Origin of the sequence: Usitatibacter rugosus (genome assembly GCF_013003965.1) — a bacterium.
GTDB lineage: Bacteria > Pseudomonadota > Gammaproteobacteria > Burkholderiales > Usitatibacteraceae > Usitatibacter > Usitatibacter rugosus.
Genome location: NZ_CP053069.1, coordinates 4112517 through 4133276, shown reverse-complemented (window position 1 = coordinate 4133276; position 20760 = coordinate 4112517). Strand labels below are relative to the sequence as shown.

The following is a 20760-nucleotide window of genomic DNA, read 5'->3' as shown; positions in this document are numbered from 1 at the left end:
GCTCTGCGCGAAAGGCCGGAAGGCCGGAACCGACAAAGGAAACGACATGGATCTGATTGCGAAGCTGGAGCAGGAAGAGATCAAGCGGCTGAACCGCAAGATCCCCGATTTCGCCCCGGGCGACACCGTCATCGTCAAGGTGACCGTGGTCGAAGGCGACAAGAAGCGCGAGCAGGCGTACGAAGGCGTGGTCATCGCCAAGCGCAACCGCGGCCTCAATTCGAATTTCATCGTGCGCAAGATCTCCAGCGGCGAAGGCGTCGAGCGTACGTTCCAGACGTACTCGCCGGCCCTGGCCTCGATCGAGATCAAGCGCCGTGGCGACGTGCGCCGCGCGAAGCTCTACTACCTGCGTGGCCTCACGGGCAAGAAGGCGCGCATCCGCGAGAAGCTCGCTTCGCTCGAGACGCGCGAGATCCTGCCGCCGGACGAAGAAGCCAAGTAGCAGGCCGTCATCCCCGCGCAGGCGGGGATCCAGCGGCAAGAATGAAAAGGGCGCCCTCGGGCGCCCTTTTCATTTCAAGGGTCGTGAATTACGGTGCGCGAGCCGCGAACGTATCGCAGGCGCCGGGATTGCCGGAGTCGAACCCGCGCTTGAACCAGCGAACGCGTTGCTCCGACGATCCGTGCGTGAAGGAATCCGGCACGACGCGGCCCTGCGTCTGCTTCTGCAGGTTGTCGTCGCCCACGGCGCCCGCCGCGGCGATGGCCTCCTCGAGATCGCCCGGCTCGAGGACCTTCTTGAAGTCGCTTGCGTAGTGGCCCCAGATGCCGGCGTAGCAATCCGCCTGCAGCTCCATGCGCACGAGCATGCCCTCGGCGCCCTTCCCGCCGCCGCGAGCGCCGTCGACCTTGCTCATCACGCCCGTGAGCTTCTGCACGTGGTGCCCGACTTCGTGCGCGATCACGTAGGCCTGCGCGAAATCGCCGGGGGCCTTGAAGCGATCCTTCAACTGGCGGAAGAACGCGAGGTCGATGTAGAGCTTCTCGTCGCCCGGGCAATAGAAGGGCCCCATCGCCGCCTGGCCGGTGCCGCACGCGGTTTGCGTGGCGCCTTCATAGAGCACGAGCGTGGGCTTGCGGTAAGCGTTGCCGGTCTTGCGGAAAATGTCTTCCCACGCATCCTCGGTGGAGGCGAGCACGCGGCCGACGAAGACGGAGCCCGCATCCCTCGGAGCGTTGGGATCGCGCGGTGCGCTTTGCGGCGCCTGCTGCTGCTGGATGGCCTGCGAGCCCTGGAGCACTACCGAGGGGTCGATGCCGAAATACCAGGCGATCAGGGCGATGGCGATCGTGCCGATCCCAATGCCGCCGCCCACGCCGCCGACACCCATGCCACGGCGGTCCTCGATGTTCGAGCTTTCGCGTTCGCCTTCGAGTTTCATGGCCTGTTGACCTCCGTGGGGTACCGCGGGTTCCCTACCTCGAAACCTCGAGCCAGGCGATCCAGGCGGGAATGGTGAGCATCGAAAGCAGCGTACCGACCGTTATCTGAGTCGCAACGGCGTCGCCGGTTCCCCCCATTCGCACCGCCAGGATGTAGGCGGATGACGCGGTGGGGAGTGAGGCAGCGAGAACCAGGGTCGCGGTTTCGAGCGGTTCGAGGCCCAGCATGCGCGCGAGGCCCCACGCGATACAAGGAAGGACGAGGAGCTTGATCGCAAGCCAGTAGGCGTGCGCGGCGACCGGCCCCTGGCCCGGCTGCAGCCGCAGCGCGGCGCCCACGGAGAGCAGGCCCGCGGGAAGCGCCGTCTGCGCGAGGAGGTTCAGCGTCTGGTCGGCGAAGCCCGGCAGCGGGAGTCCGAGCGCGTTCCAGAGAAACCCCGCGGCCGTCGAGAGCAACAGGGGATTGCGCGCGAGTTCCCTGCCCACACCGAGGCTGCTGCCCGCCGCGAGCATCGCCACGGCGGCGATGTTCACGATCGGGATCATCACGCCCATCACGAGCGCGGCGAGCGCGAGTCCCTGCGCGCCATAGAGGCTTCCCGCCACCGCGAGGCCGACATACGTGTTGAAGCGGAATGCGCACTGGTAGCAGCTCGCGGCGAGGCGCTCTTCGAGGTGGAAGAGCCGCCGCGCGGGAAGGGCTAGGATCATCCCGGCGGCCGTGAAGGCGATCGCGGCACCGACGACCACGCCGGTCTTCGCGAGGTCGATCTGCGCCGTGGCGAGCGAGCGGAAGAGCAGCGCCGGGAAAAGCACGTAGTAGACGAGCTTCTCCAGCCCCTCCCAGAAGCCGCGGCCGTAGTCGAACTTCCGCGACAGCACGAAGCCGATCGCGATCAGGAGGAAATTGGGGACGATGGCGGCCGCGGCGTGCATCAGATCGGCTCGGCCTTGCCCAGCGTGTTGTGGTATTCGAAGTGCTCGCTGTCGACGCGCGAGATGCGCAGCTCCACGGGCCGGTCGCGGAACGTGTACGCGAGCCGGCGGATCTCCAGCATCGCCGCGCCTTCGCCGACGCCGAGCACCTGGGCTTCCGCGCGCGTGGCCAGCGTGGCGCGCAGCCGCTCGTCGGTGCGCAGCACGTTGATGCCGTAGCGGCTCTGGTAGAGGTGGTAGATGGTGTTGTCGCGCGCGAGGAAGATCTTCTCGGTGAGCCCGGGAAAGAGCTCGGCCGGCAGCGCGATGTCGTCGAGGATGGCGCGCCGCCCGCCCAGGGAGAGCACGTTGCGGATGCGGATCACTTTCTCGAGCGGCGAGATGCCGAGCGCCGCCGCGTCCTTCGCGTTGGCCCGGTCGCGGCGGAAATCCAGCGTCGTCACTTCGGGATAGCTCTTGGTGCCGTCGCGGCCGACGACGTGAAAGAAGTGGAACATCAGCCGGCCCGGGTCGTGCGCCGCGACGAACGTCCCCTTGCCCTGCCTTCGCACCAGCGCTTGCTGGGCCACCAGGCCGTCGACCGCCTTGCGGATCGTGCCGATCGCCACGCCGAAGTCGCGGGCCAGCTGCGCCTCCGATGGGATCGCTTCGCCCGGCTTCCATTCGCCGGCGGCCATGCCCTCGGCGAGGCGGGAGCGGACCTGCTCGGCGAGCGGGCGTCCGGCGGCGAGCTGGCGGGAACGCGAGGGCATCGGCCGAGGATACATCCAACTCATCTAGTTGACCTGCCCTCGGCCGATTCGGAGAATCGGGGCAGGCAGGTCAAATCAGGAGACAGCAATGATCCATTTCGTGGTCCACGACGAGAACGACTCGGTCGGCGTCGTCGTGGTCGAAGGCGTGAAGACGGGCCAGAAGCTCTCCGGCTGGATCATGGACCAGGACAAGGACATCGCCATCGAGGCGAAGTCCGACATCCCCATCGGCCACAAGCTGGCGATCAAGCCGCTCAAGAGCGGCGACACGGTGATCAAGTACGGCGTGGACATCGGCAAGACCATCGCGGCGATCGCGGTGGGCGAGCACACGCACGTGCAGAACCTCCGCACGAAGCGCTGGTAGAGCGCGGCCGTCATCAAGGAAAGAGACACCATGGACCTGAGCAAATCGAGTTTCTGGGGCTACAAGCGCGAGAACGGCCGTGTCGGCGTGCGCAACCACGTCATCATCCTGCCGGTCGACGATCTCTCGAACGCCGCGGCCGAGGCCGTTGCCAACAACATCAAGGGCACGCTGGCCATTCCCCATCCCTATGGCCGCCTGCAGTTCGGCGCCGACCTGGACCTGCACTTCCACACGCTGATCGGCACGGGCTGCAACCCGAACGTCGCGGCCGTGGTCGTGATCTGCATCGAGGACGGCTGGGCGAAGAAGGTGGCCGACGCCATCGCCGCGACCGGCAAGCCCGTCGCGTTCTTCGGCATCGAGGGGCACGGCGACCACGACACGATCATGCGCGCCTCGAAGAAGGCGAAGGAGTTCGTGCAGTGGGCGAGCGAGCTTCGCCGCGAGGAGCGCCCGTTGAAGGACCTGTGGATCTCCACGAAGTGCGGCGAGTCGGACACCACGTCCGGCTGCGGCGCCAACCCGACCGTCGGCAACGCGTTCGACCAGATGTACGACCACGGTGTCACGCTCGCCTTCGGCGAGACCACGGAGCTCACGGGTGGCGAGCACCTCGTCGCCGCGCGCTGCCGCACGCCGGAGGTGCGCAAGAAATTCCAGTTCATGTTCGACCGCTACCAGGCGATCGTCGAGGCGCACAAGACGAGCGACCTGCGCGACTCGCAGCCGACCAAGGGCAACATCGCGGGTGGCCTCACCACCATCGAGGAGAAGGCGCTCGGCAACATCCAGAAGATCGGCCGCAAGTGCCTGGTCGACGGCGTGCTGGACAAGCACGAGGTGCCGACGGGGCCGGGCCTGTGGTTCCTCGATTCGTCCTCGGCCGCCGCGGAGATGGTCACGCTGTGCGGCGCCGCGGGATACGCGGTGCACTTCTTCCCCACGGGGCAGGGCAACGTCATCGGCAATCCGATCCTTCCCGTCATCAAGCTCTGCGCCAACCCGCGCACGGTGAAGCTGATGAGCGAGCACGTCGACGTCGATGTCTCGGGCCTGCTGCGCAAGGAGATGAGCCCCGACCAGGCGGGCGACGCGCTGCTGGACTGCATGTTCCGCACGGCCAACGGCCGCCTCACCGCCGCAGAGGCGCTGGGCCACCGCGAGTTCGTGCTGACGCGCCTGTACGAAAGTGCCTGACCAGAAAAATCGGGGTCAGAGTGGAGTTTCCGCCTTGCGCGAAAACTCCACTCTGACCCGGGTTTTTCCGGGTCTCGCGGTGTGTGCCGTCGTGGCGATCGCCGCGACGTTTCTCTCCGTGCATTACCGCGCCTCGGCGATGCTGTTCGCGCTGCTGCTCGGCATGGCCCTGAACTTCCTCACGGAGGAGGGCCAATGCCGTGCAGGGATCCAGGTCGCTTCGTCGCACGTGTTGCGCATCGGCGTGGCGCTGCTGGGACTGAAGATCACCGTGGACCAGGTGGTCGCCCTGGGGTGGGAAGTCGTGGTGCTCGTCGTCGTGGCCGTGGTGGCGACCGTCCTCGTGGGCCTCCTGGTGGCGCGTGCGATGAAGCTCACGAACGCATTCGGCACGCTCACCGGCGGCGCCGTCGCGATCTGCGGCGTGTCGGCGGCGCTGGCGATCGCATCGATCCTGCCCAAGCATCAACATGCGGAGCGCGACGCGAGCTTCACCGCGATCGGCGTGACGGCGCTCTCGACGCTCGCGATGATCGTCTATCCCCTGATCGTCGGCGCATTCGGGTTGAACCAGCACGAGGCCGGGATCTTCCTCGGCGGCACGATCCACGACGTGGCGCAGGTCGTCGGTGCGGGCTATTCCGTCTCCCAGGACACGGGCGATACCGCGACGATCGTGAAGCTGCTGCGCGTGGGGATGCTGCTGCCGGTCTGCCTCGCGATCGGCGTGGCCCTCCACGTGCGCGGGAGCGAGGCGGCACGCTCGGCACCCCTGCTGCCCTGGTTCGCCGTGGTCTTCGCTATCCTCGTGGTCGTGAACAGCCTGGGCTTCATTCCGAAATCGGTGGCCGATGCCGGCAACGAATTGTCGCGCTGGTTCCTCGTGACCGCGATCGCGGCGATCGGCATGAAGACCTCGATCAAGTCGCTGATCGCGATGGGGCTGAAGCCGGTGATGCTCGTCGTGCTCGAGACCGTCTTCCTCGCCGCGCTCGTGATGGCGGCCATCCACTGGCGATGAGCGACGCGCTGCGCGTCCGGGTCTGGCGGGGCGGCGAGGATGGCCGCTTCGAGGCGTTCGAGGTGCCGCGGCGCGAGAGCCAGACCGTGCTCGACGTCGTCACCTATATCCAGCGCACGTTGGATCCCACGCTCGCCTATCGCTTCGCCTGCCGCGTCGGCATGTGCGGCTCGTGCGCGATGACGGTGAACGGCCGTCCGCGCTGGACCTGCCGCACGCACGTCGATCGCGTGGCCGAGGGCGGCGAGGTGGAGATCGCGCCGCTGCGCAACCTCCCGGTGGTGCGCGACCTCGTCGCCGACATGAGCGAGTTCTTCGACAAGTGGGCGAAGGCGAAGGGGCAGTTCGCCCCCACGCGCACGCGGGCCGACGGCTTCGCGGTCGTGAAGCCGGATTCGCGCGAGCGCCGCGAGGCCGACGCCGGCATCGAGTGCATCGGCTGCGGCGTCTGCTACAGCGCGTGCGACGTCGTCACGTGGAACCGCGACTATCTCGGACCGGCCGCGCTCAACCGCGCGTGGACGCTGGTGAACGATTCGCGCGACGGGGGGCAGGCCGCGCGCCTCGCGGCCGTGTCCGGCGATGCTGGTTGCCACTCGTGCCACACGCACATGAGCTGCACCGAGCACTGCCCGAAGCAGATCTCGCCCACGCGCTCGATCGCGGGATTGAAGCGCGCGACGCTTCGCATCGCCCTCGGCGGCGAGGAGCCGTGAGCGTCCGCACCGAGGTGAGGCTTTGGGTCGCGCAGCGCGCGACCGCGGCCGTGCTCGCGTTCTGCGTCGCGGTGCACCTGGTCACGATCATCTATGCGGTTCGCGGCGGGCTGAGCGCGGCGGAGATCCTCGAGCGCACGCGCGGCAACGTCGCGATGGCTCTGTTCTACGCCGTCTTCGTTCTCTCCGCCGCGGTCCACGCAGGCATCGGGCTGCGCAACGTCGCCGCCGAGTGGCTCGACTGGCGCGGTCGCTCGGCGCGATTCGCGGTGATGTTCTTCTCGCTGATGCTGGCGTTCCTCGGCCTGCGCGCCGTGTGGGCGGTCTTCGCATGAAGGCGAGCCGCAACCATCCGGCCTTCTGGGCGTTCCTCGTGCATCGCCTGTCGGGCGTGGCGCTCGCGTTTTTCCTGCCCGCGCACTTCTATGTGCTCGGCACGGCGCTGGAAGGCGCCGCTCGCCTGGACGGAATGCTCCAGTGGACGGAGCAGCCGCTGGTGAAGGCCGCGGAATGGATCCTCGTGCTGCTGCTGGCGGCGCACCTGGCCGGCGGGCTTCGCCTGCTGGTCCTCGAGTTCCTGCCGTGGCGGGATTGGCAGAAGACCCTCGCCGCGCTGGCCGCCGGCGCCAGCCTCGCCTGTGCACTGGCCTTCGCCTTCGCGCGTTAATGCTGTAATAGCGCGAATCCAGCAAGACAACCGGAGGATTCCCCGCATGATGCAGACGTTGAAGCGCCTGGCCGCCGTGGCATTGGCCGCGGCCGTTCCCTCGCTCGCCGTGGCGCAAGCCTTTCCCACCAAGCCGGTGAAGATCGTCGTGCCCTTCGCCGCCGGCGGCGCCACGGATGTCGTTGCACGTCTCCTGGCGCAGAAGCTGCAGGAAGCCTGGGGCCAGCCCGTGGTCGTCGAGAACAAGGCAGGCGCCGGCGGCAACATCGGCGCGGACCTCGTGGCCAAGTCCCCCGGGGATGGCTACACGCTCCTCATGGCCTCGGGCTCGATCGTCACGGCCAACCCGCACATGTACAAGACGCTCACCTACGATCCCGCGAAGGACCTGGTGCCCGTCACCAACGTCGCGAGCGGCCCGCAGGTGATCGCGGTCAACCCCGCCGTCCCGGCCAAGGACCTGAAAGAGCTGGTCGCGATGGCCAAGGCCAACCCGAAGACCGTGAACTACGGCTCGGCCGGCATCGGCACGCAGACGCACCTCGCGGCCGAGAACTTCTCGTACGCCGCGGGCATCGACATGACGCACGTTCCATATAAAGGAGAATCGGCGGCGATCACCGATCTCATGGGCGGCCAGATCCAGCTCGCCACGCCCAACCTCGCCGCGGCGCTGAACCAGATCAAGGAAGGCAAGCTCCGCGCGCTCGCCGTCACCAGCAAGGAACGCAGCCCCCAATTGCCCGACGTGCCCGCGGCGTCTGAAGTGCTGCCCGGCTTCGAGAACGCCGGCTGGTTCGGCCTCATGGCCGCGGCCGGCACGCCGAAGGACGTGATCGACAAGATCCAGAAGGACAGCGCGAAGATCCTCCTCTCCCCCGAGTTCCGCGAGAAGCTCACGCAGCAGGGCATGGTCCCGGTGGCCAACACCCCGGCCGACTTCGCCGTGGCGATCCGCGAGGAAAGCGCGCGCTGGGCCAAGGTCATCAAGGAACGCGGGCTTACCGCCAACTGATGAAGGTCGATCTCCGCCAGGTCGAGGATGCGGCGCGCGAGCTCTACGTTCGAGCGCTGAAGGTCCTGCCTCCCGACATCAAGGAAGCCTTCGCGCGCGTTTCGCGCGCGGAGTCCGATTCCACGGCGAAGAGCATCCTGGGCACGATGATCCGCAACATCGCCGTGGCCGAGCAGACCGACAACCTCCTCTGCCAGGACACGGGCATCCCCATCTATAGCGTCACGATCGGCCGCGGCGTCGAGGTCGACGGAGCATTGCTCAAGGATGCGATCCGCTCCGGCTGCGCGCGTGCGACGAAGGAGCACTCGCTCCGCTCCTCGGTCGTCCATCCGATCACGCGCAAGAACGAGCAGACCTCCTGCGGCCCCGGGGTGCCCCCCATCCATATCGATTTCTCCGACCATCCCGACGAGCTGGTGATCGAGATGGTCCCGAAGGGCAGCGGCTCGGAGAACAACTCGTGGCTGCGCATGGCGATCCCCGCCGAAGGCGTGGCCGCGATCAAGACCTTCGTGATCGACTGCGTGCTCGACGCCGGCGGCAAGACCTGCCCTCCCACCATCGTCGGCGTGGGCGTCGGCGGCACCTCGGATCTCTGCGTCGCCCTCGCCAAGCGCGCGGCCACGCGCCCGCTGGGCTCGGCCTGCGCGGATGCGGAAGGCGCGAAGCTCGAGCGCGAGCTCACCGAGGCGGTGAACATGCTGGGCGTGGGACCGCAGGGCCTCGGCGGGGACACCACCGCATTCGCCGTCCACGTGGAGATCGCCGCGACGCACATCACGATGAATCCGGTCGCCGTGAACATGCAGTGCCACTCGGCACGGCGCGCCTCGGCCACGTTCACGCCGCGCGGCGTGGCTTACGGTTTCTGACCATGGCGCATCACGTGCTCGCCACCCCGGTGACCGAGGCCCAGGTCCGGGCGCTGCGGATCAACGACACGGTCACGCTGGAAGGGACCCTGTTCGGGATCCGCGACGCCAACCAGATCGCCCTCTTCGACAAGGGCCGCGAAACCCGTTTCGATCTCAACGGCCACGCCGCGATGCACACCGCACCAAATGTGCGCCGCGTCGAGCCCAGCGTGGAGCATCCGACCGGCTACGCGCCGATGTGCGTCGGCACCACGACCTCGGCCCGAATGGAACGATTTACCCGTCCGCTCCTGGAAAAGCAGGGCGTACGCCTCATCGTCGGTAAAGGAGGGCTCGGCGCGGGGTCGCTGGCCGCGTTCGGCGAGCGAGGTGGCGCGTACCTTGCTGTGATCGGCGGGACCGCGGCGCTGGAGACCACGTGGGTGGAAGCGATCGAGGACGTCGACATGGACGACCTCCATCCGGAATCCTTGTGGAAATTCAGGGTCCGAGGATTTGGGCCACTGCTGGTCGCCATGGACAGCCACGGCGGTAGTCTTTATGCCGAGGTGGAGACCCGGGCCCGGGGTAACCGGGAGGGTGCCCTGAGCCGTCTCGGAGTGGTAAAATAGCGGTCTTTGTCCGGTAACACGGCAGGTAACAAAAAGATCCTGGTGGTATTAGTGCTACCACACCGGGGTTGGCGTAAAGTAGCGCGCGGCCGAGAGGCCGCAGGGGAAAAATTCGCGGTTCCCACGAGGAACCGTCCAAGACCAGACCCGCCAAGGATGCGGGCCGAAATTCGAGTGAGGGTCCCGAAGTGGATTACGCCGATTCGCAGCGAAGCTGGGGGAAGCATGCCCCGAGCATCATCTTCGTCATCGTCCTGCACCTCTTGGTGGGATATGCGCTGGTCACTGGCCTCGCCCGCAAGATGGTCGATGTCATCAAGCAGCCCCTCGAGACGAAGATCATCGAGGAGGTGAAGAAGGTCATTCCGGACACGCCTCCGCCGCCTCCGCCCAAGCTGAACACGCCGCCGCCGCCGTTCATCCCGCCGCCGGAAGTGAACATCCAGGTTCCGGTCGTGACGCCCCCGCCTTCGATCAGCACGACGACCACCGAGCGCCCGCCGCCCGGCCCGCCGCCGGTGATCGCGCCGCAGCCCTCGACGCAGCCCGCCGTGCGCCGCAACTTCTCGCCCGTGAGCCGCGTGCAGCCGGTGTTCCCGCGCGATGCCATCAAGAAAGGCATCGAGCGCGGCGTCGTGATCGCCCATGCGTACGTGGGACCCGATGGCGCCGTGAAGGAAGTGCGCATCGTGAGCGCCAACCCCTCCCGCGTGTTCGACCGCGAGGTGATCCGCGCCTTGTCGCAATGGCGCTTCGCCCCGGAACCGGTCGGGTTCATCGCCGAGTTCGAGCTCGAATTCAAGCTGACGGACTGACGTCCGCCATCCACCCCGGATTTTTTTCGTACCAGTGAACTGGAATCAAAAGGAGAACGTTATGCAACTGATCAGCCGACTGCCCGCGCTTGTTGCGGCATTTCTCATCGCCTGCGCGCCGGCAGTAACCATGCTGGTCGCGCCCCAGGCCGCGCTTGCCCAAGCGCCCGCGACGGAGCCCGCGAAACCCGCGGAAGCCGCTCCGGCCACGGCCAAGGCCCCGCCGCCCGGTGCAACGACCGAGAAGGAATCGGTCGAGAACCCCTACGGTATCGAAGCCATGTGGCGCACGGGCGACTTCATCACGAAGGGCACGTTCGTCATCCTCGTGATCATGTCGATGGGCTCGTGGTACATCATGTTCGTGAAGGTGTACGAGCAGTTCAAGCTGTTCCGCCAGGCCAAGGACGCGCTCGGCACGTTCTGGTCCGCCGGTTCGGTGCAGGAAGGCGTCTCCACCCTCAAGGAAGGCAGCCCCTTCCGCTTCGTCGCCGAGCAGGGCATCAAGGCCACGTCGCACCACGAGGGCAAGCTCCTCGAGACGATCGACCTCAACACCTGGGTCACGATGTCCATCCAGCGCGCCGTCGAGAACGTCTCCTCGCGCCTGCAGGACGGCCTCGCGTTCCTCGCGACGGTGGGTTCCACGGCTCCGTTCGTCGGCCTCTTCGGCACGGTGTGGGGCATCTACCACGCGCTGACCGCCATCGGCATCGCCGGCCAGGCCTCGATCGACAAGGTCGCGGGCCCGGTGGGTGAAGCGCTGATCATGACGGCCTTCGGCCTCGCGGTCGCGGTGCCCGCGGTGCTCGGCTACAACTGGCTGGTTCGTCGCAACAAGGTCGCCATGGAGTACCTGCGCACGTTCAGCGCGGACCTCCACATGGTCCTGATGAGCGGCACGGCCAAGAAGTCGCCTGTCGCCCGTTAACCGGAACCAAGGAAAGCCGCCATGGCAGTTACCGTCGGCCAGGCCGAAGCGGAAGCCGAAGACCAGGTGATGTCCGCCATCAACACCACGCCCCTCGTGGACGTGATGTTGGTGCTGCTCATCATCTTCCTGATCACCATCCCGGCGATCATCCAGCAGATCCCGGTGGTGTTGCCGGACGAGCGCAACGTCCCGAACCAGACGAAGCCCGAGAACATCGTCATCGCCGTGAACAAGGATGGTGACGTGTTCTGGAACATGGAGGCCGTGCCCGATTCGAAGGCGCTCTTCGAGCGCCTGAAGAGGGTGGCCGTGCTCCAGCCGCAGCCGGAGGTCCACATCCGAGCCGACCAGGACGTGCGTTACGAAGCGGTCGGCCGGGTCGTGGCCACGTGCCAGCGCGCCTCGATCCTCAAGATCGGCTTCATCACCCAGCCGCCGCCCCTCGGCGGCTGACGTGGCACCGAAAGGAAGCAAGACATGGGAATGAACGTTGGCTCCGGCGGAGATTCCGATCCGGACGTGATGCTGGACATCAACACCACGCCGTTGATCGACGTGATGCTGGTGCTCATCATCATGCTGATCATCACCATCCCGATCCAGACGCACGCGGTGAAGCTGAACATGCCGGTGGGCACGCCCCCTCCGCCGCCCGTGCCTCCGGTCGTGATCCAGCTCGACGTGGACTTCGACGGCACCGTGCTCTGGAACGGCGAGATCGTTCCGGACCGCCCGACGCTCGACCTGCGCTTCCGCAATGCGGCGACGCTGGAGGTCCAGCCCGAGTTCCACCTGCGCCCGAACAAGCTCGTGAAGTACAAGAGCGTCGCGGGCGTGATGGCCTCGGCCCAGAGCCACGGCATCACCAAGATCGGCCTCGTAGGCGCCGAGCAGTTCCTCGACTGAGGTAGCGACCCATGCAGCGTTCGCCCCGACTTCGCGCCGCCGCCGCGGCGGTCTTCCTCGCCCTCGCGGGCACCGCCTTCGTCGCTTCGGCGCAGACGGTCCGCCCCGAGGTCGGCAACCCGCTCAAGGCAGCCCAGGGCCTCACCAAGTCCGGCAAGCATCGCGAGGCCCTCGCGGAAATCGCGAAGGCCGACGCCGTGAGCGGCAAGACGCCCTACGAGAACCTCCTCATCAACCAGATGCGCGGCAGCGTCGCGGCGCAGGCCGGCGACAACGAGACGGCCCTCAAGGCGTTCGATGCGGTGCTGGCCACCGGCAACCTGCCGGCGGGTGAGCAGCAGAAGATCCTCCAGGCCCAGGCCGGCATCGCCTACCGCGGCAAGGACTATCCGAAGGCCATCACGTACGCCACGAAGTACCGCGGCCTGGGCGGCGGCGACGCGGGCGTGCGCACGATCCTGCTCCAGTCCTACTTCCTCACCAGCGACTGCGCCTCCGTCAACAAGCTGATCGGCGACGGCAAGCCCACCGAGGAAGAGCTGCAGATCGTCGCCAACTGCAACCTGAAGCAGAAGGACAACGCGGGCTACGTCGCCGCGATGGAGAAGCTCGCAACGTACTACCCGAAGAAGGAGTACTGGACGGATCTCCTGAACCGCGTGCAGAAGAAGCCCGGCTTCTCCGACCGCCTGGCGCTCGACGTGTATCGCCTGAAGATGCAGACGGGCAACATCACCAGCGCGGCCGACTACATGGAGATGGCCCAGCTCGCCCTCCAGGCCGGCATCCCCGCCGAGGCGAAGACGGTCGTCGACAAGGGCTACCAGGCCAAGGTGCTCGGCGTCGGAGCGGAAGCCGATCGCCAGAAGCGCCTCAAGGATCTCGTCGAGAAGTCCCTCGCCGAGTCCCAGGCCGCCCGTGCCGCTGCCGAGGCCGAAGCGCGCAACGCGAAGGAAGGGACCGATCTCGTGAAGATCGGCGCCAACTACGTGTACGAAGGCAATGCCGACAAAGGTATCAAGATGATGGAAGAAGGCGTGAAGCGAGGCGGCCTGAAGCGCCCCGAAGACGCCAAGCTCCAGCTCGGTGAAGCCCTCATCACCGCCGGGCACAAGGCCAAGGCTGTCAACGTGCTGAAGGATGTGAAGGGCACCGACGGAACGGCCGATCTCGCCCGTCTCTGGAGCCTGCACGCCCAGCGGTAATCCGGTTACAGTCTCCTCTTCCCAGGAGGGGACATGTCGGAACAAGACGCGCTGACGGATGATCAGCGCCGCAAGGTCGAGGAATTCGTCGAGGAAGAGGAAGGCGCCGTAAGCCGCTACAAGGGCTGGCTCGCGACCTTCCTCACCGTCGTCGCCGTCGCCTCGTCCGCGTTCCACCTCTTCGTTGCCTCGCCCTGGGGCATCATGCGCACCGATCTCCTGCGCGGCGTGCACGTCGGCATCATCCTTTTCCTCACGTACATGATGTTCCCGGTCGCCAAGCGCTACCGGCACCGCTTGATGTGGTGGGACGTGATCCTCGCGTTGCTGTCGCTCACGGTGATCATCTACATGCTGGCCGGCGGCGACGACTTCGTCGACCGCACGACGATGCCCAACAACTGGGACATCGTGATGGGCGTGACGCTGATCGTGCTCGTGATCGAGGCCACGCGCCGCACGTCGGGCTGGATCATGCCGATCGTGATCGGCACGTTCATCGCCTACGCGTTCGCCGGCCCGTGGCTGCCGCACCCGTGGACGCACCGCGGCTACGACATCGGACGCCTCGTGGGCCACATGTACATGACGCTGGAAGGCATCTTCGGCGTCGCCGTGGACGTCTCGGCCACGCTCATCATCCTGTTCACGATCTACGGCGCGTTCCTCCAGTACTCGGGCGCCGGGAAGTTCTACCTCGATTTCTCCTTCGCGCTCCTGGGCGGCAAGACCACGAGCTCCGGGCGCGCGGTGGTGCTCTCCTCCTTCCTGCTGGGCGGGCCTTCGGGCTCGGGCGTGGCGACCACGGTCACGATCGGATCCGTCGCCTACCCGATGCTCCAGCGCGCGGGCTACGAGAAGAACGCGGCCGGGGGCCTGCTCGCCGCCGGCGGCCTGGGCGCCATCCTCTCTCCACCCGTGCTGGGTGCCGCCGCCTTCCTGATCGCCGAGTTCCTCAAGGTCTCGTACCTCGAGGTGATCAAGATGGCGACCATCCCGACGGTGCTCTATTACTTCTCGCTCTTCCTGATGGTGGAGCTGGACGCGCGCAAGTACGGGATGAGCAACGAAGTGTTCGAGAAGGTGGAGAGCGCGTGGTCGCTCGCCAAGCGCTACTGGTTCCACTTCCTCTCGCTGATCTCGATCGTGGTCTTCATGCTGTGGGGCTTCTCGCCCACGCTCTCCGTGTTCTGGGCGACGGTGACCGCTTTCGTCGTGAGCTTCCTCGACCGCGAATCGGCGATGTACCCGAAGCGGGTCGTGCAGGCGATGGAGGCGGGCACGACCGGTGTCCTCAACGTCGCGGCGACCTGCGCCTCGGCCGGCATCATCGTGGGTGTGGTCACGCTCACGGGCCTGGGCCTCAAGTTCTCCTCGATCGTGATCGACTACGCGGGCGGCAGCCTGGCGCTCACCGCGCTCTACACGGCGCTGATCGTGTGGATCGTGGGACTCGCCGTGCCGGTCACCGCGTCGTATATCATCTGTGCGGTGATCGCAGCGCCGGCGCTCATCACGCTGGGCGTCCCGGACTACGCGGCGCACATGTTCATCTTCTACTACGCGCTGCTCTCGGAGGTCTCGCCGCCGACCGCGCTGTCGTGCTTCGCGGCCGCGGCCATCACGGGAGGCGATCCGTACAAGACGACGCTGCAGGCGTGGAAGTACACGATGCCCGCGTTCGTCGTGCCGTTCTTCTTCGTGCTCGACCCGATGGGCTCGGGGATCCTGCTGCAGCTCCCGAAGGGCGGCACGTGGTCGCAGGTGATCGTCGTGGTGTTCTTCTGCTTCGCGGCCATCGCCGCGCTCGCCGCCGGCCTGCAGGGCTGGCTGCTGATGAAGACCAACCTGCTCGAACGGTCGCTGCTGGTCGTGGGCGGGCTGCTCATCATCGTGCCCGCGAACTACCTCGACGACGTGGGCCTCGGCCTCGCCGTCCTCGCGCTCGCGCTGCAGTACGGCCGGCGACGAAAGATGCTCGCCGCCACGTGAAGTCGATCCGGACCGACATCCTCATCCTCGGTTCGGGCGGCGCCGGCCTCTTCGCCGCCCTGCACGCGAAGCGCGTCGCACCCGAACTCTCCGTCACGATCGCCGTGAAGGGCCTGCTCGGCAAATGCGGCTGCACGCGCATGGTCCAGGGCGGCTACAACGTGGCGCTCGCGGAAGGCGACTCGGTCGAGCGCCACTTCATGGACACCGTCGAGGGCGGCAAGTGGCTTCCCGACCAGGACCTCGCCTGGACGCTCGTCACGAAGGCGGTCGAGCGCGTGCGCGAGCTCGAGAACGAGATCGGCTGCTTCTTCGACCGCAACCCCGACGGCACGCTACACCAGAAGGCTTTCGCCGGGCAGACGTTCGACCGCACCGTCCACAAGGGCGACCTCACCGGCATCGAGATCATCAACCGCCTCGCCGAGCAGGTGTGGGTGGCGGGCGTCGATCGGCTCGAGGAGCACCGCGCGATCGAGCTCGTGAAGGATCGCGAGGGCGGGGCGCTGGCGGGCGTTTTGCTGGTCGACATGCGCACCGGCGAGTTCGTCTTCGTGCAGGCGCGGGCAGTGCTGCTCGCCACCGGCGGCGGCCCGACGATGTACCGCTACCACACGCCCTCGGGCGACAAGAGCTGCGATGGCCTCGCGATGGCGCTGCGAGCCGGGTTGCCGCTGCGCGACATGGAGATGGTCCAGTTCCACCCGACGGGCCTGCTCGCCGGCCCCGGCACGCGCATGACGGGCACGGTTCTCGAGGAAGGCCTGCGCGGCGCGGGCGGGTATCTGCTGGACGGCGCGGGGCGGCGTTTCATGGAGGACTACGATCCGCGGCTGGAGCGGGCCACGCGCGACATCGTCTCCCGCGCCATCTACGCCGAGATGCGCGCCGGGCGCACCACGCCCCACGGCGGCGTCTACATCTCGATGGGACACCTCGGTCCCGACAGCGTCCGCAAGGCGTTCAAGGGAATGGTCGAGCGCTGTGCGGATTGCGGCTTCGACCTCGCGGGCGGCCGCGTCGAAGTCGTGCCGACCGCGCACTACATGATGGGCGGTGTCGAGTTCGATGCCCAATGCCGAACCGCCCTGGCCGGCCTCTTCGCGGCGGGCGAGGACACGGGCGGCGTGCACGGAGCGAACCGCCTCGGCGGCAACGGCGTGGCGAACTCGACCGTCTTCGGCGGCATCGCGGGCGATGCGATGGCGCATTGGATCGCGCGCGAGGGCGCCTGGCGGGAGCCGGATCCCACCGCCCTCGAGGCGGGTGTGGCGCGGGCCCGGCAGCCGTTCGGGCAGCCGGGCACCGGGCTGGAGGAGATCCGCGAAGGCCTCTACGCGACCATGTGGGACGACGTGGGCATCCTTCGCGACGCCGGGGGCCTGGCCCGCGCCGACGCCAGCCTGCAGGCCCTGGAGGGCCGCCTGATGCAGACCGGCATCTCGGGCAAGGACCTTCGCTACAATCTCACCTGGCACGACTGGATGAACCTGGAAAGCCTGATCACCGTGAGCCGAGCGATCCGCGAAGCCGCAGAGGCGCGCACCGACTCGCGCGGCGCCCACTTCCGCGAGGATTTCCCCGAGACGGGTCCGCTGGACACGTCTGCCTATTCCCGCGTGCGAATTGCTCCTTCTTCCTTGGGAGAGGGCCGGGGAGACGGTTTCCTCGTGGACTTCGTACCCGTGCGCTTCACGCGCGTTCGCCCAGGCGAGAGCCTGATCGCCGCATGAGCGCCCTCATTCCCGTGGCGGAGCTGGAGCAGCTGATGACGCTCGCGCTGGAGAAGAGCGGCGCCACGCCCGCGATGGCCCGCGCCACGGCCCGCGCCCTCGCGACCGCGGAGTTGGACGGCATCCCGTCGCACGGCGCCTCGCGCGTGCCGCAGTACTGCGGTCACGTGAAGATCGGGCGGGCCAACGGCGCCGCGATTCCGGTGGTCGCGCGCGATTCGAAGGCCGCGTGCCTGGTCGATGCCAAGCAGGGCCTCGCCTTCGAGGCGTGCACGCTCGGCGTCGTCGAGGCCATCCGCCGCGCGAAGGCGTTCGGCGTGTCCTATGTGGCCGTGGTCAACAGCAACCATTTCGGGGCCGCGGCCTATCACGTCGAAGCGATCGCGGCGGCCGGCCTGGTCGGGCTCGCCTTCGGCAACTCACCAGCCGCCATGCCCGCGTGGGGCGGGAAGCGCGCTCTCTTCGGCACCAATCCGATCGCCGCGACCTTCCCGCGCCGCGAGGCGCCGCCGCTCGTGATCGACCTTTCGCTCTCGGAAGTGGCGCGCGGCAAGATCATGGTCGCCGCGCGCGACAACAAGCCCATCCCGCACGGCTGGGCGCTCGACAAGCACGGCCAGCCCACCACCGACGCCAAGGCCGCGCTGGACGGCAGCATGCTGCCCGCGGGCGGCGTGAAGGGCGCGATGCTGGCGCTCACCATCGAGCTGCTCGCCTGCGCGCTGTCGGGCGCGGCGTTCGGCTTCGAGTCCGACAGCTTCTTCGTCGAGGAGGGCAAGCCCACGCGCATCGGCCAGGGCTTCCTCGCCATCGATCCGGGCGCGCTCGCGGGCCGCGAGGTCTTCCTCGAGCGCGTGGAGACGCTGGTCGCGGCCATGCTGGAGGACGAAGGCGTGCGCCTGCCCGGCGACCGCCGCCGCGCCAATCGCGCGAAGGCGCTGCGCGACGGCATCGCCGTCCCGCCCGATCTCCTCGCGAAGATCCACGCGCTCGCGGGTACGGCGGCCGCCTGATGGGTGCTCCCCTGCAGGCCTGGCAAGCGCGGGTTCGAACACCCTTCGCGGTGCTGGGCATCGCGGCAAACGACACGCACGTCACCGGGGTGCGCTACCTCGCGCCCGGCATCGAGGCGATGGCGCCGAAGAAGAACACGGTGGCCTACCTCGCCTGCGTGCAGATCCAGGCCTACCTCGAGGATCCCGCCTTCGTCTTCGACCTTCCACTCAAGCTCTCCGGCACGCACCACCGCGTGCAGGTCTGGGAAGCGATGCAGAAGATCGCCGCCGGCAAGACCCGCACCTACGGCGAGCTTGCGAAGGAGCTCGGCTCGTCGCCTCGCGCGGTGGGCGGAGCCTGCGGCGCGAATCCGCTGCCGCTCATCGTGCCGTGCCACCGCATCGTCGCCGCGAGCGACATCGGCGGGTTCATGGGCCGGCGCGAGGAAGGCTTCGAACGCTCCATCAAGCGCTGGCTGCTGGAGCATGAAGGCGCTCTCTGAACCCGATGCGCGGCTCCTCGACCGCTTCTCCGACGGCCTCTGGCTCTCCGACGGGCTCGCGAAGAACACGCTCGAGAGCTACCGCCGCGACCTCGCGCAATTCTCGCGCTGGCTCGCCGAAGCGGATGGCAAGCACCTGATCGACGCCGCCCCCGCGGACCTGCAGCGCCATCTCGCCTGGCAGGTGGGCACGAAGCTGGCGAAGCCGCGCAGCACCGGGCGCCTCGTCTCTTCGCTGAAGCGCTTCTACCAGTTCGCCATGCGCGAAGGGCTGCGCCGCGACGATCCCAGCGCGGAGCTCGACGCGCCGCGCATCCCGCGATCGCTGCCGAAATCGATCTCCGAAACGGAGGTCGAGTCGCTGCTCGCCGCTCCCGAGGAAGACACGCTGCTGGGCCTGCGCGACCGCGCCATGCTGGAGACGCTCTACGCGAGCGGCCTGCGTGTCTCCGAGCTGGTGACGCTGAAGACGATGCAGGTGAGCCTCGACATGGGCGTGGTGCGCGTGCTCGGCAAGGGCGCCAAGGAGCGCCTCACGCCGCTCGGCGAGGAAGCCGTCTCCTGGATCGTGCGCTACCAGAAGGAGTCGCGGCCGCAGTTGCTCGGCGCGCGCAAGTCCGACTCGCTCTTCCTCACCGCGCGCGGCAAGCCCATGACGCGCCAGTCGTTCTGGAACCTCGTGAAGCGCCACGCGCAGGTGGCCGGCATTCGCCAGGCCATCTCGCCGCACACGCTGCGCCACGCCTTCGCGACACATCTCATCAACCACGGCGCGGACCTTCGCGTGGTGCAGATGCTGCTCGGCCACGCCGACATCACCACCACGCAGATCTACACGCACGTGGCCCGCGAGCGCCTGAAGGCCCTGCACAAGAAGCACCACCCGCGCGGATGATCGACGTCCACACCCTCTCTCCCTGGCTCTGGATCGCCGCCCCGCTCGCGATCGTGTTCGCCTATACGATCTTCGGCATCAGCGGCTTCGGCTCGACCATCATCGCCGTGCCGATCCTCGCGCACTGGCTGCCGGTCACGTTCCTCGTGCCGCTGATGGTGCTGCTCGACATGTCCGCGGCGATGCTCATCGGCTCGAAGAACCGCGAGCACGTGAGCAAGGAAGAGATCAAGCGCCTGGTCCCGGTGATGTTCGTGGGCTTTTTGCTGGGCGTCACGCTGCTCGTGAAGGTGGACCCGGACAAGCTACGCGTGGCGCTCGGCGTCTTCGCGGTTGCCGTCGGCGTGCACGGCATCGTGAACCCGGTGCTGCATTCGACGATCTCCAAGTGGTGGAGCATTCCCGCGGGTCTCTTCGGCGGCTCCATCGCGACGATCTTCGGCGCGGGAGGTCCCATCTACGCGACCTACCTCGGCGGCCGGCTGCACGACAAGAACCAGATCCGCTCGACGGTCTCCACGCTGATCTCCATCTCCGCTTTCTCGCGCGCGGTGCTCTATGCGATCGGCGGACTGCTGCTGCACTGGACCATCTTCGCGGGCATGGCGCTGCTGGCGCCCTTCGTCTGGCTCGGCCTGAAGGCCGGGTCTCGCATCCACACCGGGCTCACCCAGACGCAGATGCGAAGGGTCGTGGGCATCCTGCTCGTGTGTACCGGCGCCTCGCTGCTGGTGCACGTCTTCGGATGAAGAGCACCGGCACGCCCGCGACGGCGTTCCTCGCGAAGGAGGGCGTCGCGTACACGGAGCATTTCTACGAGTACGTCGAGCATGGCGGCACGTCGGTGTCCTCCGGAGCGCTGGGCGTGCCCGAGCACGAGGTGGTGAAGACGCTCGTGATGGAGACGGACCAGGGAGACCCGATCGTGGTGCTCATGCACGGCGACCGGAAGGTCTCCACCAAGGAGCTCGCGCGCGCCATGGGCGTGAAGCGCGTCTTTCCGTGCAAGCCGGAGGTGGCGCAGCGCCACTCGGGCTACCTGGTCGGAGGCACGTCGCCTTTCGGGACGCGCAAGCCCATGCCGATCTTCCTCGAGAAGAGCGTCCTCGAGCTGCCGCACATCTACATCAACGGCGGCCGGCGGGGCTACCTGCTCGGCATGGCGCCCTCGGAGATCGTGCGCACGCTTTCGCCGCAGCTTGTTGAGGTGGCGCTCGAGGAGTAAATTCG

Annotated in this window: 25 protein-coding genes; 22 read left to right on the top strand and 3 right to left on the bottom strand. The window is 67.6% G+C overall.

The features are described 5' to 3' along the window. Window positions 1-46: 46 nt before the first annotated feature. Window positions 47-445 (top strand): 50S ribosomal protein L19, encoded by a 399-nt coding sequence (gene rplS, locus DSM104443_RS19660; RefSeq protein WP_171095333.1) that lies wholly within the window; start codon window positions 47-49, stop codon window positions 443-445. Window positions 446-533: 88 nt separating this feature from the next. Here rplS and ypfJ read toward each other — a convergent pair whose 3' ends face one another. Genes ypfJ through DSM104443_RS19645 form a run of 3 tightly spaced genes read right to left on the bottom strand, consistent with a single transcriptional unit; the run spans window position 534 to window position 3074 of the window. Next, entirely contained in the window at window positions 534-1385 is an 852-nt protein-coding gene (gene ypfJ / locus DSM104443_RS19655; RefSeq protein WP_171095331.1) for a KPN_02809 family neutral zinc metallopeptidase, read from the bottom strand. A gap of 34 nt (window positions 1386-1419) precedes the next feature. After that, window positions 1420-2322, bottom strand: coding sequence for an AEC family transporter (locus tag DSM104443_RS19650; protein WP_171095329.1), 903 nt, complete (start codon window positions 2320-2322; stop codon window positions 1420-1422). Further along, window positions 2322-3074 carry a GntR family transcriptional regulator gene (locus DSM104443_RS19645; protein ID WP_171095326.1) on the bottom strand — a complete coding sequence of 251 codons (753 nt, stop codon included), beginning with the start codon at window positions 3072-3074 and terminating at the stop codon, window positions 2322-2324. The genes DSM104443_RS19650 and DSM104443_RS19645 overlap by 1 nt, the downstream gene beginning before the upstream one ends. An 88-nt stretch (window positions 3075-3162) precedes the next feature. Here DSM104443_RS19645 and DSM104443_RS19640 point away from each other — a divergent pair, with 88 nt between their 5' ends. From DSM104443_RS19640 to DSM104443_RS19540, 21 genes are all read left to right on the top strand, one after another. Beyond that, on the top strand, window positions 3163-3444 hold the full coding sequence (locus DSM104443_RS19640; RefSeq protein WP_171095324.1) for a UxaA family hydrolase: 282 nt from the start codon (window positions 3163-3165) through the stop codon (window positions 3442-3444). A 30-nt stretch (window positions 3445-3474) separates the two neighbouring features. Continuing rightward, window positions 3475-4644 carry a UxaA family hydrolase gene (locus DSM104443_RS19635; protein WP_171095322.1) on the top strand — a complete coding sequence of 390 codons (1170 nt, stop codon included), beginning with the start codon at window positions 3475-3477 and terminating at the stop codon, window positions 4642-4644. 91 nt (window positions 4645-4735) lie between these two features. Further along, the gene (locus DSM104443_RS19630) at window positions 4736-5665 is read left to right on the top strand and encodes a YeiH family protein (protein WP_212756806.1); all 930 of its coding nucleotides are present in this window, start codon (window positions 4736-4738) and stop codon (window positions 5663-5665) included. After that, on the top strand, window positions 5662-6381 hold the full coding sequence (locus DSM104443_RS19625) for a succinate dehydrogenase/fumarate reductase iron-sulfur subunit (protein ID WP_171095318.1): 720 nt from the start codon (window positions 5662-5664) through the stop codon (window positions 6379-6381). The genes DSM104443_RS19630 and DSM104443_RS19625 overlap by 4 nt, the downstream gene beginning before the upstream one ends. Beyond that, window positions 6378-6716 (top strand): succinate dehydrogenase/fumarate reductase transmembrane subunit, encoded by a 339-nt coding sequence (locus tag DSM104443_RS19620; RefSeq protein ID WP_212756804.1) that lies wholly within the window; start codon window positions 6378-6380, stop codon window positions 6714-6716. The genes DSM104443_RS19625 and DSM104443_RS19620 overlap by 4 nt, the downstream gene beginning before the upstream one ends. Next, complete coding sequence (locus DSM104443_RS19615; protein WP_171095316.1) at window positions 6713-7048, top strand: succinate dehydrogenase/fumarate reductase transmembrane subunit; 336 nt, start codon at window positions 6713-6715, stop codon at window positions 7046-7048. Before DSM104443_RS19620 ends, DSM104443_RS19615 begins: the two co-directional genes overlap by 4 nt. 46 nt (window positions 7049-7094) lie before the next feature. Then, window positions 7095-8063 carry a Bug family tripartite tricarboxylate transporter substrate binding protein gene (locus tag DSM104443_RS19610; RefSeq protein ID WP_212756802.1) on the top strand — a complete coding sequence of 323 codons (969 nt, stop codon included), beginning with the start codon at window positions 7095-7097 and terminating at the stop codon, window positions 8061-8063. Continuing rightward, entirely contained in the window at window positions 8063-8938 is an 876-nt protein-coding gene (locus DSM104443_RS19605) for a fumarate hydratase (RefSeq protein WP_171095315.1), read from the top strand. The genes DSM104443_RS19610 and DSM104443_RS19605 overlap by 1 nt, the downstream gene beginning before the upstream one ends. A gap of 2 nt (window positions 8939-8940) precedes the next feature. Then, window positions 8941-9552, top strand: coding sequence for a fumarate hydratase C-terminal domain-containing protein (locus tag DSM104443_RS19600; protein ID WP_171095313.1), 612 nt, complete (start codon window positions 8941-8943; stop codon window positions 9550-9552). A gap of 188 nt (window positions 9553-9740) precedes the next feature. Beyond that, entirely contained in the window at window positions 9741-10367 is a 627-nt protein-coding gene (locus DSM104443_RS22090) for an energy transducer TonB (RefSeq protein ID WP_171095311.1), read from the top strand. A gap of 61 nt (window positions 10368-10428) precedes the next feature. Continuing rightward, window positions 10429-11298: a MotA/TolQ/ExbB proton channel family protein gene (locus DSM104443_RS19590; RefSeq protein ID WP_171095309.1), complete on the top strand. Its 870-nt coding sequence runs from the start codon at window positions 10429-10431 to the stop codon at window positions 11296-11298. A 21-nt stretch (window positions 11299-11319) separates the two neighbouring features. Continuing rightward, on the top strand, window positions 11320-11754 hold the full coding sequence (locus DSM104443_RS19585; protein WP_171095307.1) for an ExbD/TolR family protein: 435 nt from the start codon (window positions 11320-11322) through the stop codon (window positions 11752-11754). A 24-nt stretch (window positions 11755-11778) separates the two neighbouring features. Beyond that, the gene (locus tag DSM104443_RS19580) at window positions 11779-12207 is read left to right on the top strand and encodes an ExbD/TolR family protein (RefSeq protein WP_171095305.1); all 429 of its coding nucleotides are present in this window, start codon (window positions 11779-11781) and stop codon (window positions 12205-12207) included. An 11-nt stretch (window positions 12208-12218) separates the two neighbouring features. After that, complete coding sequence (locus tag DSM104443_RS19575) at window positions 12219-13412, top strand: tetratricopeptide repeat protein (RefSeq protein WP_212756800.1); 1194 nt, start codon at window positions 12219-12221, stop codon at window positions 13410-13412. Between the two features lie 33 nt (window positions 13413-13445). Next, on the top strand, window positions 13446-15404 hold the full coding sequence (locus tag DSM104443_RS19570) for a TRAP transporter permease (protein WP_171095303.1): 1959 nt from the start codon (window positions 13446-13448) through the stop codon (window positions 15402-15404). Further along, entirely contained in the window at window positions 15401-17137 is a 1737-nt protein-coding gene (locus DSM104443_RS19565) for an L-aspartate oxidase (RefSeq protein WP_171095301.1), read from the top strand. Before DSM104443_RS19570 ends, DSM104443_RS19565 begins: the two co-directional genes overlap by 4 nt. After that, window positions 17134-18150, top strand: a complete 1017-nt coding sequence (locus DSM104443_RS19560; protein WP_171095299.1) for an Ldh family oxidoreductase — start codon at window positions 17134-17136, stop codon at window positions 18148-18150. The genes DSM104443_RS19565 and DSM104443_RS19560 overlap by 4 nt, the downstream gene beginning before the upstream one ends. Next, a complete protein-coding gene (locus DSM104443_RS19555) occupies window positions 18150-18635 on the top strand; it encodes a methylated-DNA--[protein]-cysteine S-methyltransferase (protein ID WP_171095297.1) in 486 nt (161 codons plus the stop codon). Before DSM104443_RS19560 ends, DSM104443_RS19555 begins: the two co-directional genes overlap by 1 nt. Next, window positions 18619-19530, top strand: a complete 912-nt coding sequence (gene xerD / locus DSM104443_RS19550; RefSeq protein WP_171095295.1) for a site-specific tyrosine recombinase XerD — start codon at window positions 18619-18621, stop codon at window positions 19528-19530. Before DSM104443_RS19555 ends, xerD begins: the two co-directional genes overlap by 17 nt. Further along, entirely contained in the window at window positions 19527-20279 is a 753-nt protein-coding gene (locus tag DSM104443_RS19545) for a sulfite exporter TauE/SafE family protein (RefSeq protein WP_171095293.1), read from the top strand. Before xerD ends, DSM104443_RS19545 begins: the two co-directional genes overlap by 4 nt. Continuing rightward, window positions 20276-20755, top strand: coding sequence for an aminoacyl-tRNA deacylase (locus tag DSM104443_RS19540; protein ID WP_171095291.1), 480 nt, complete (start codon window positions 20276-20278; stop codon window positions 20753-20755). The genes DSM104443_RS19545 and DSM104443_RS19540 overlap by 4 nt, the downstream gene beginning before the upstream one ends. Window positions 20756-20760 lie beyond the last annotated feature (5 nt).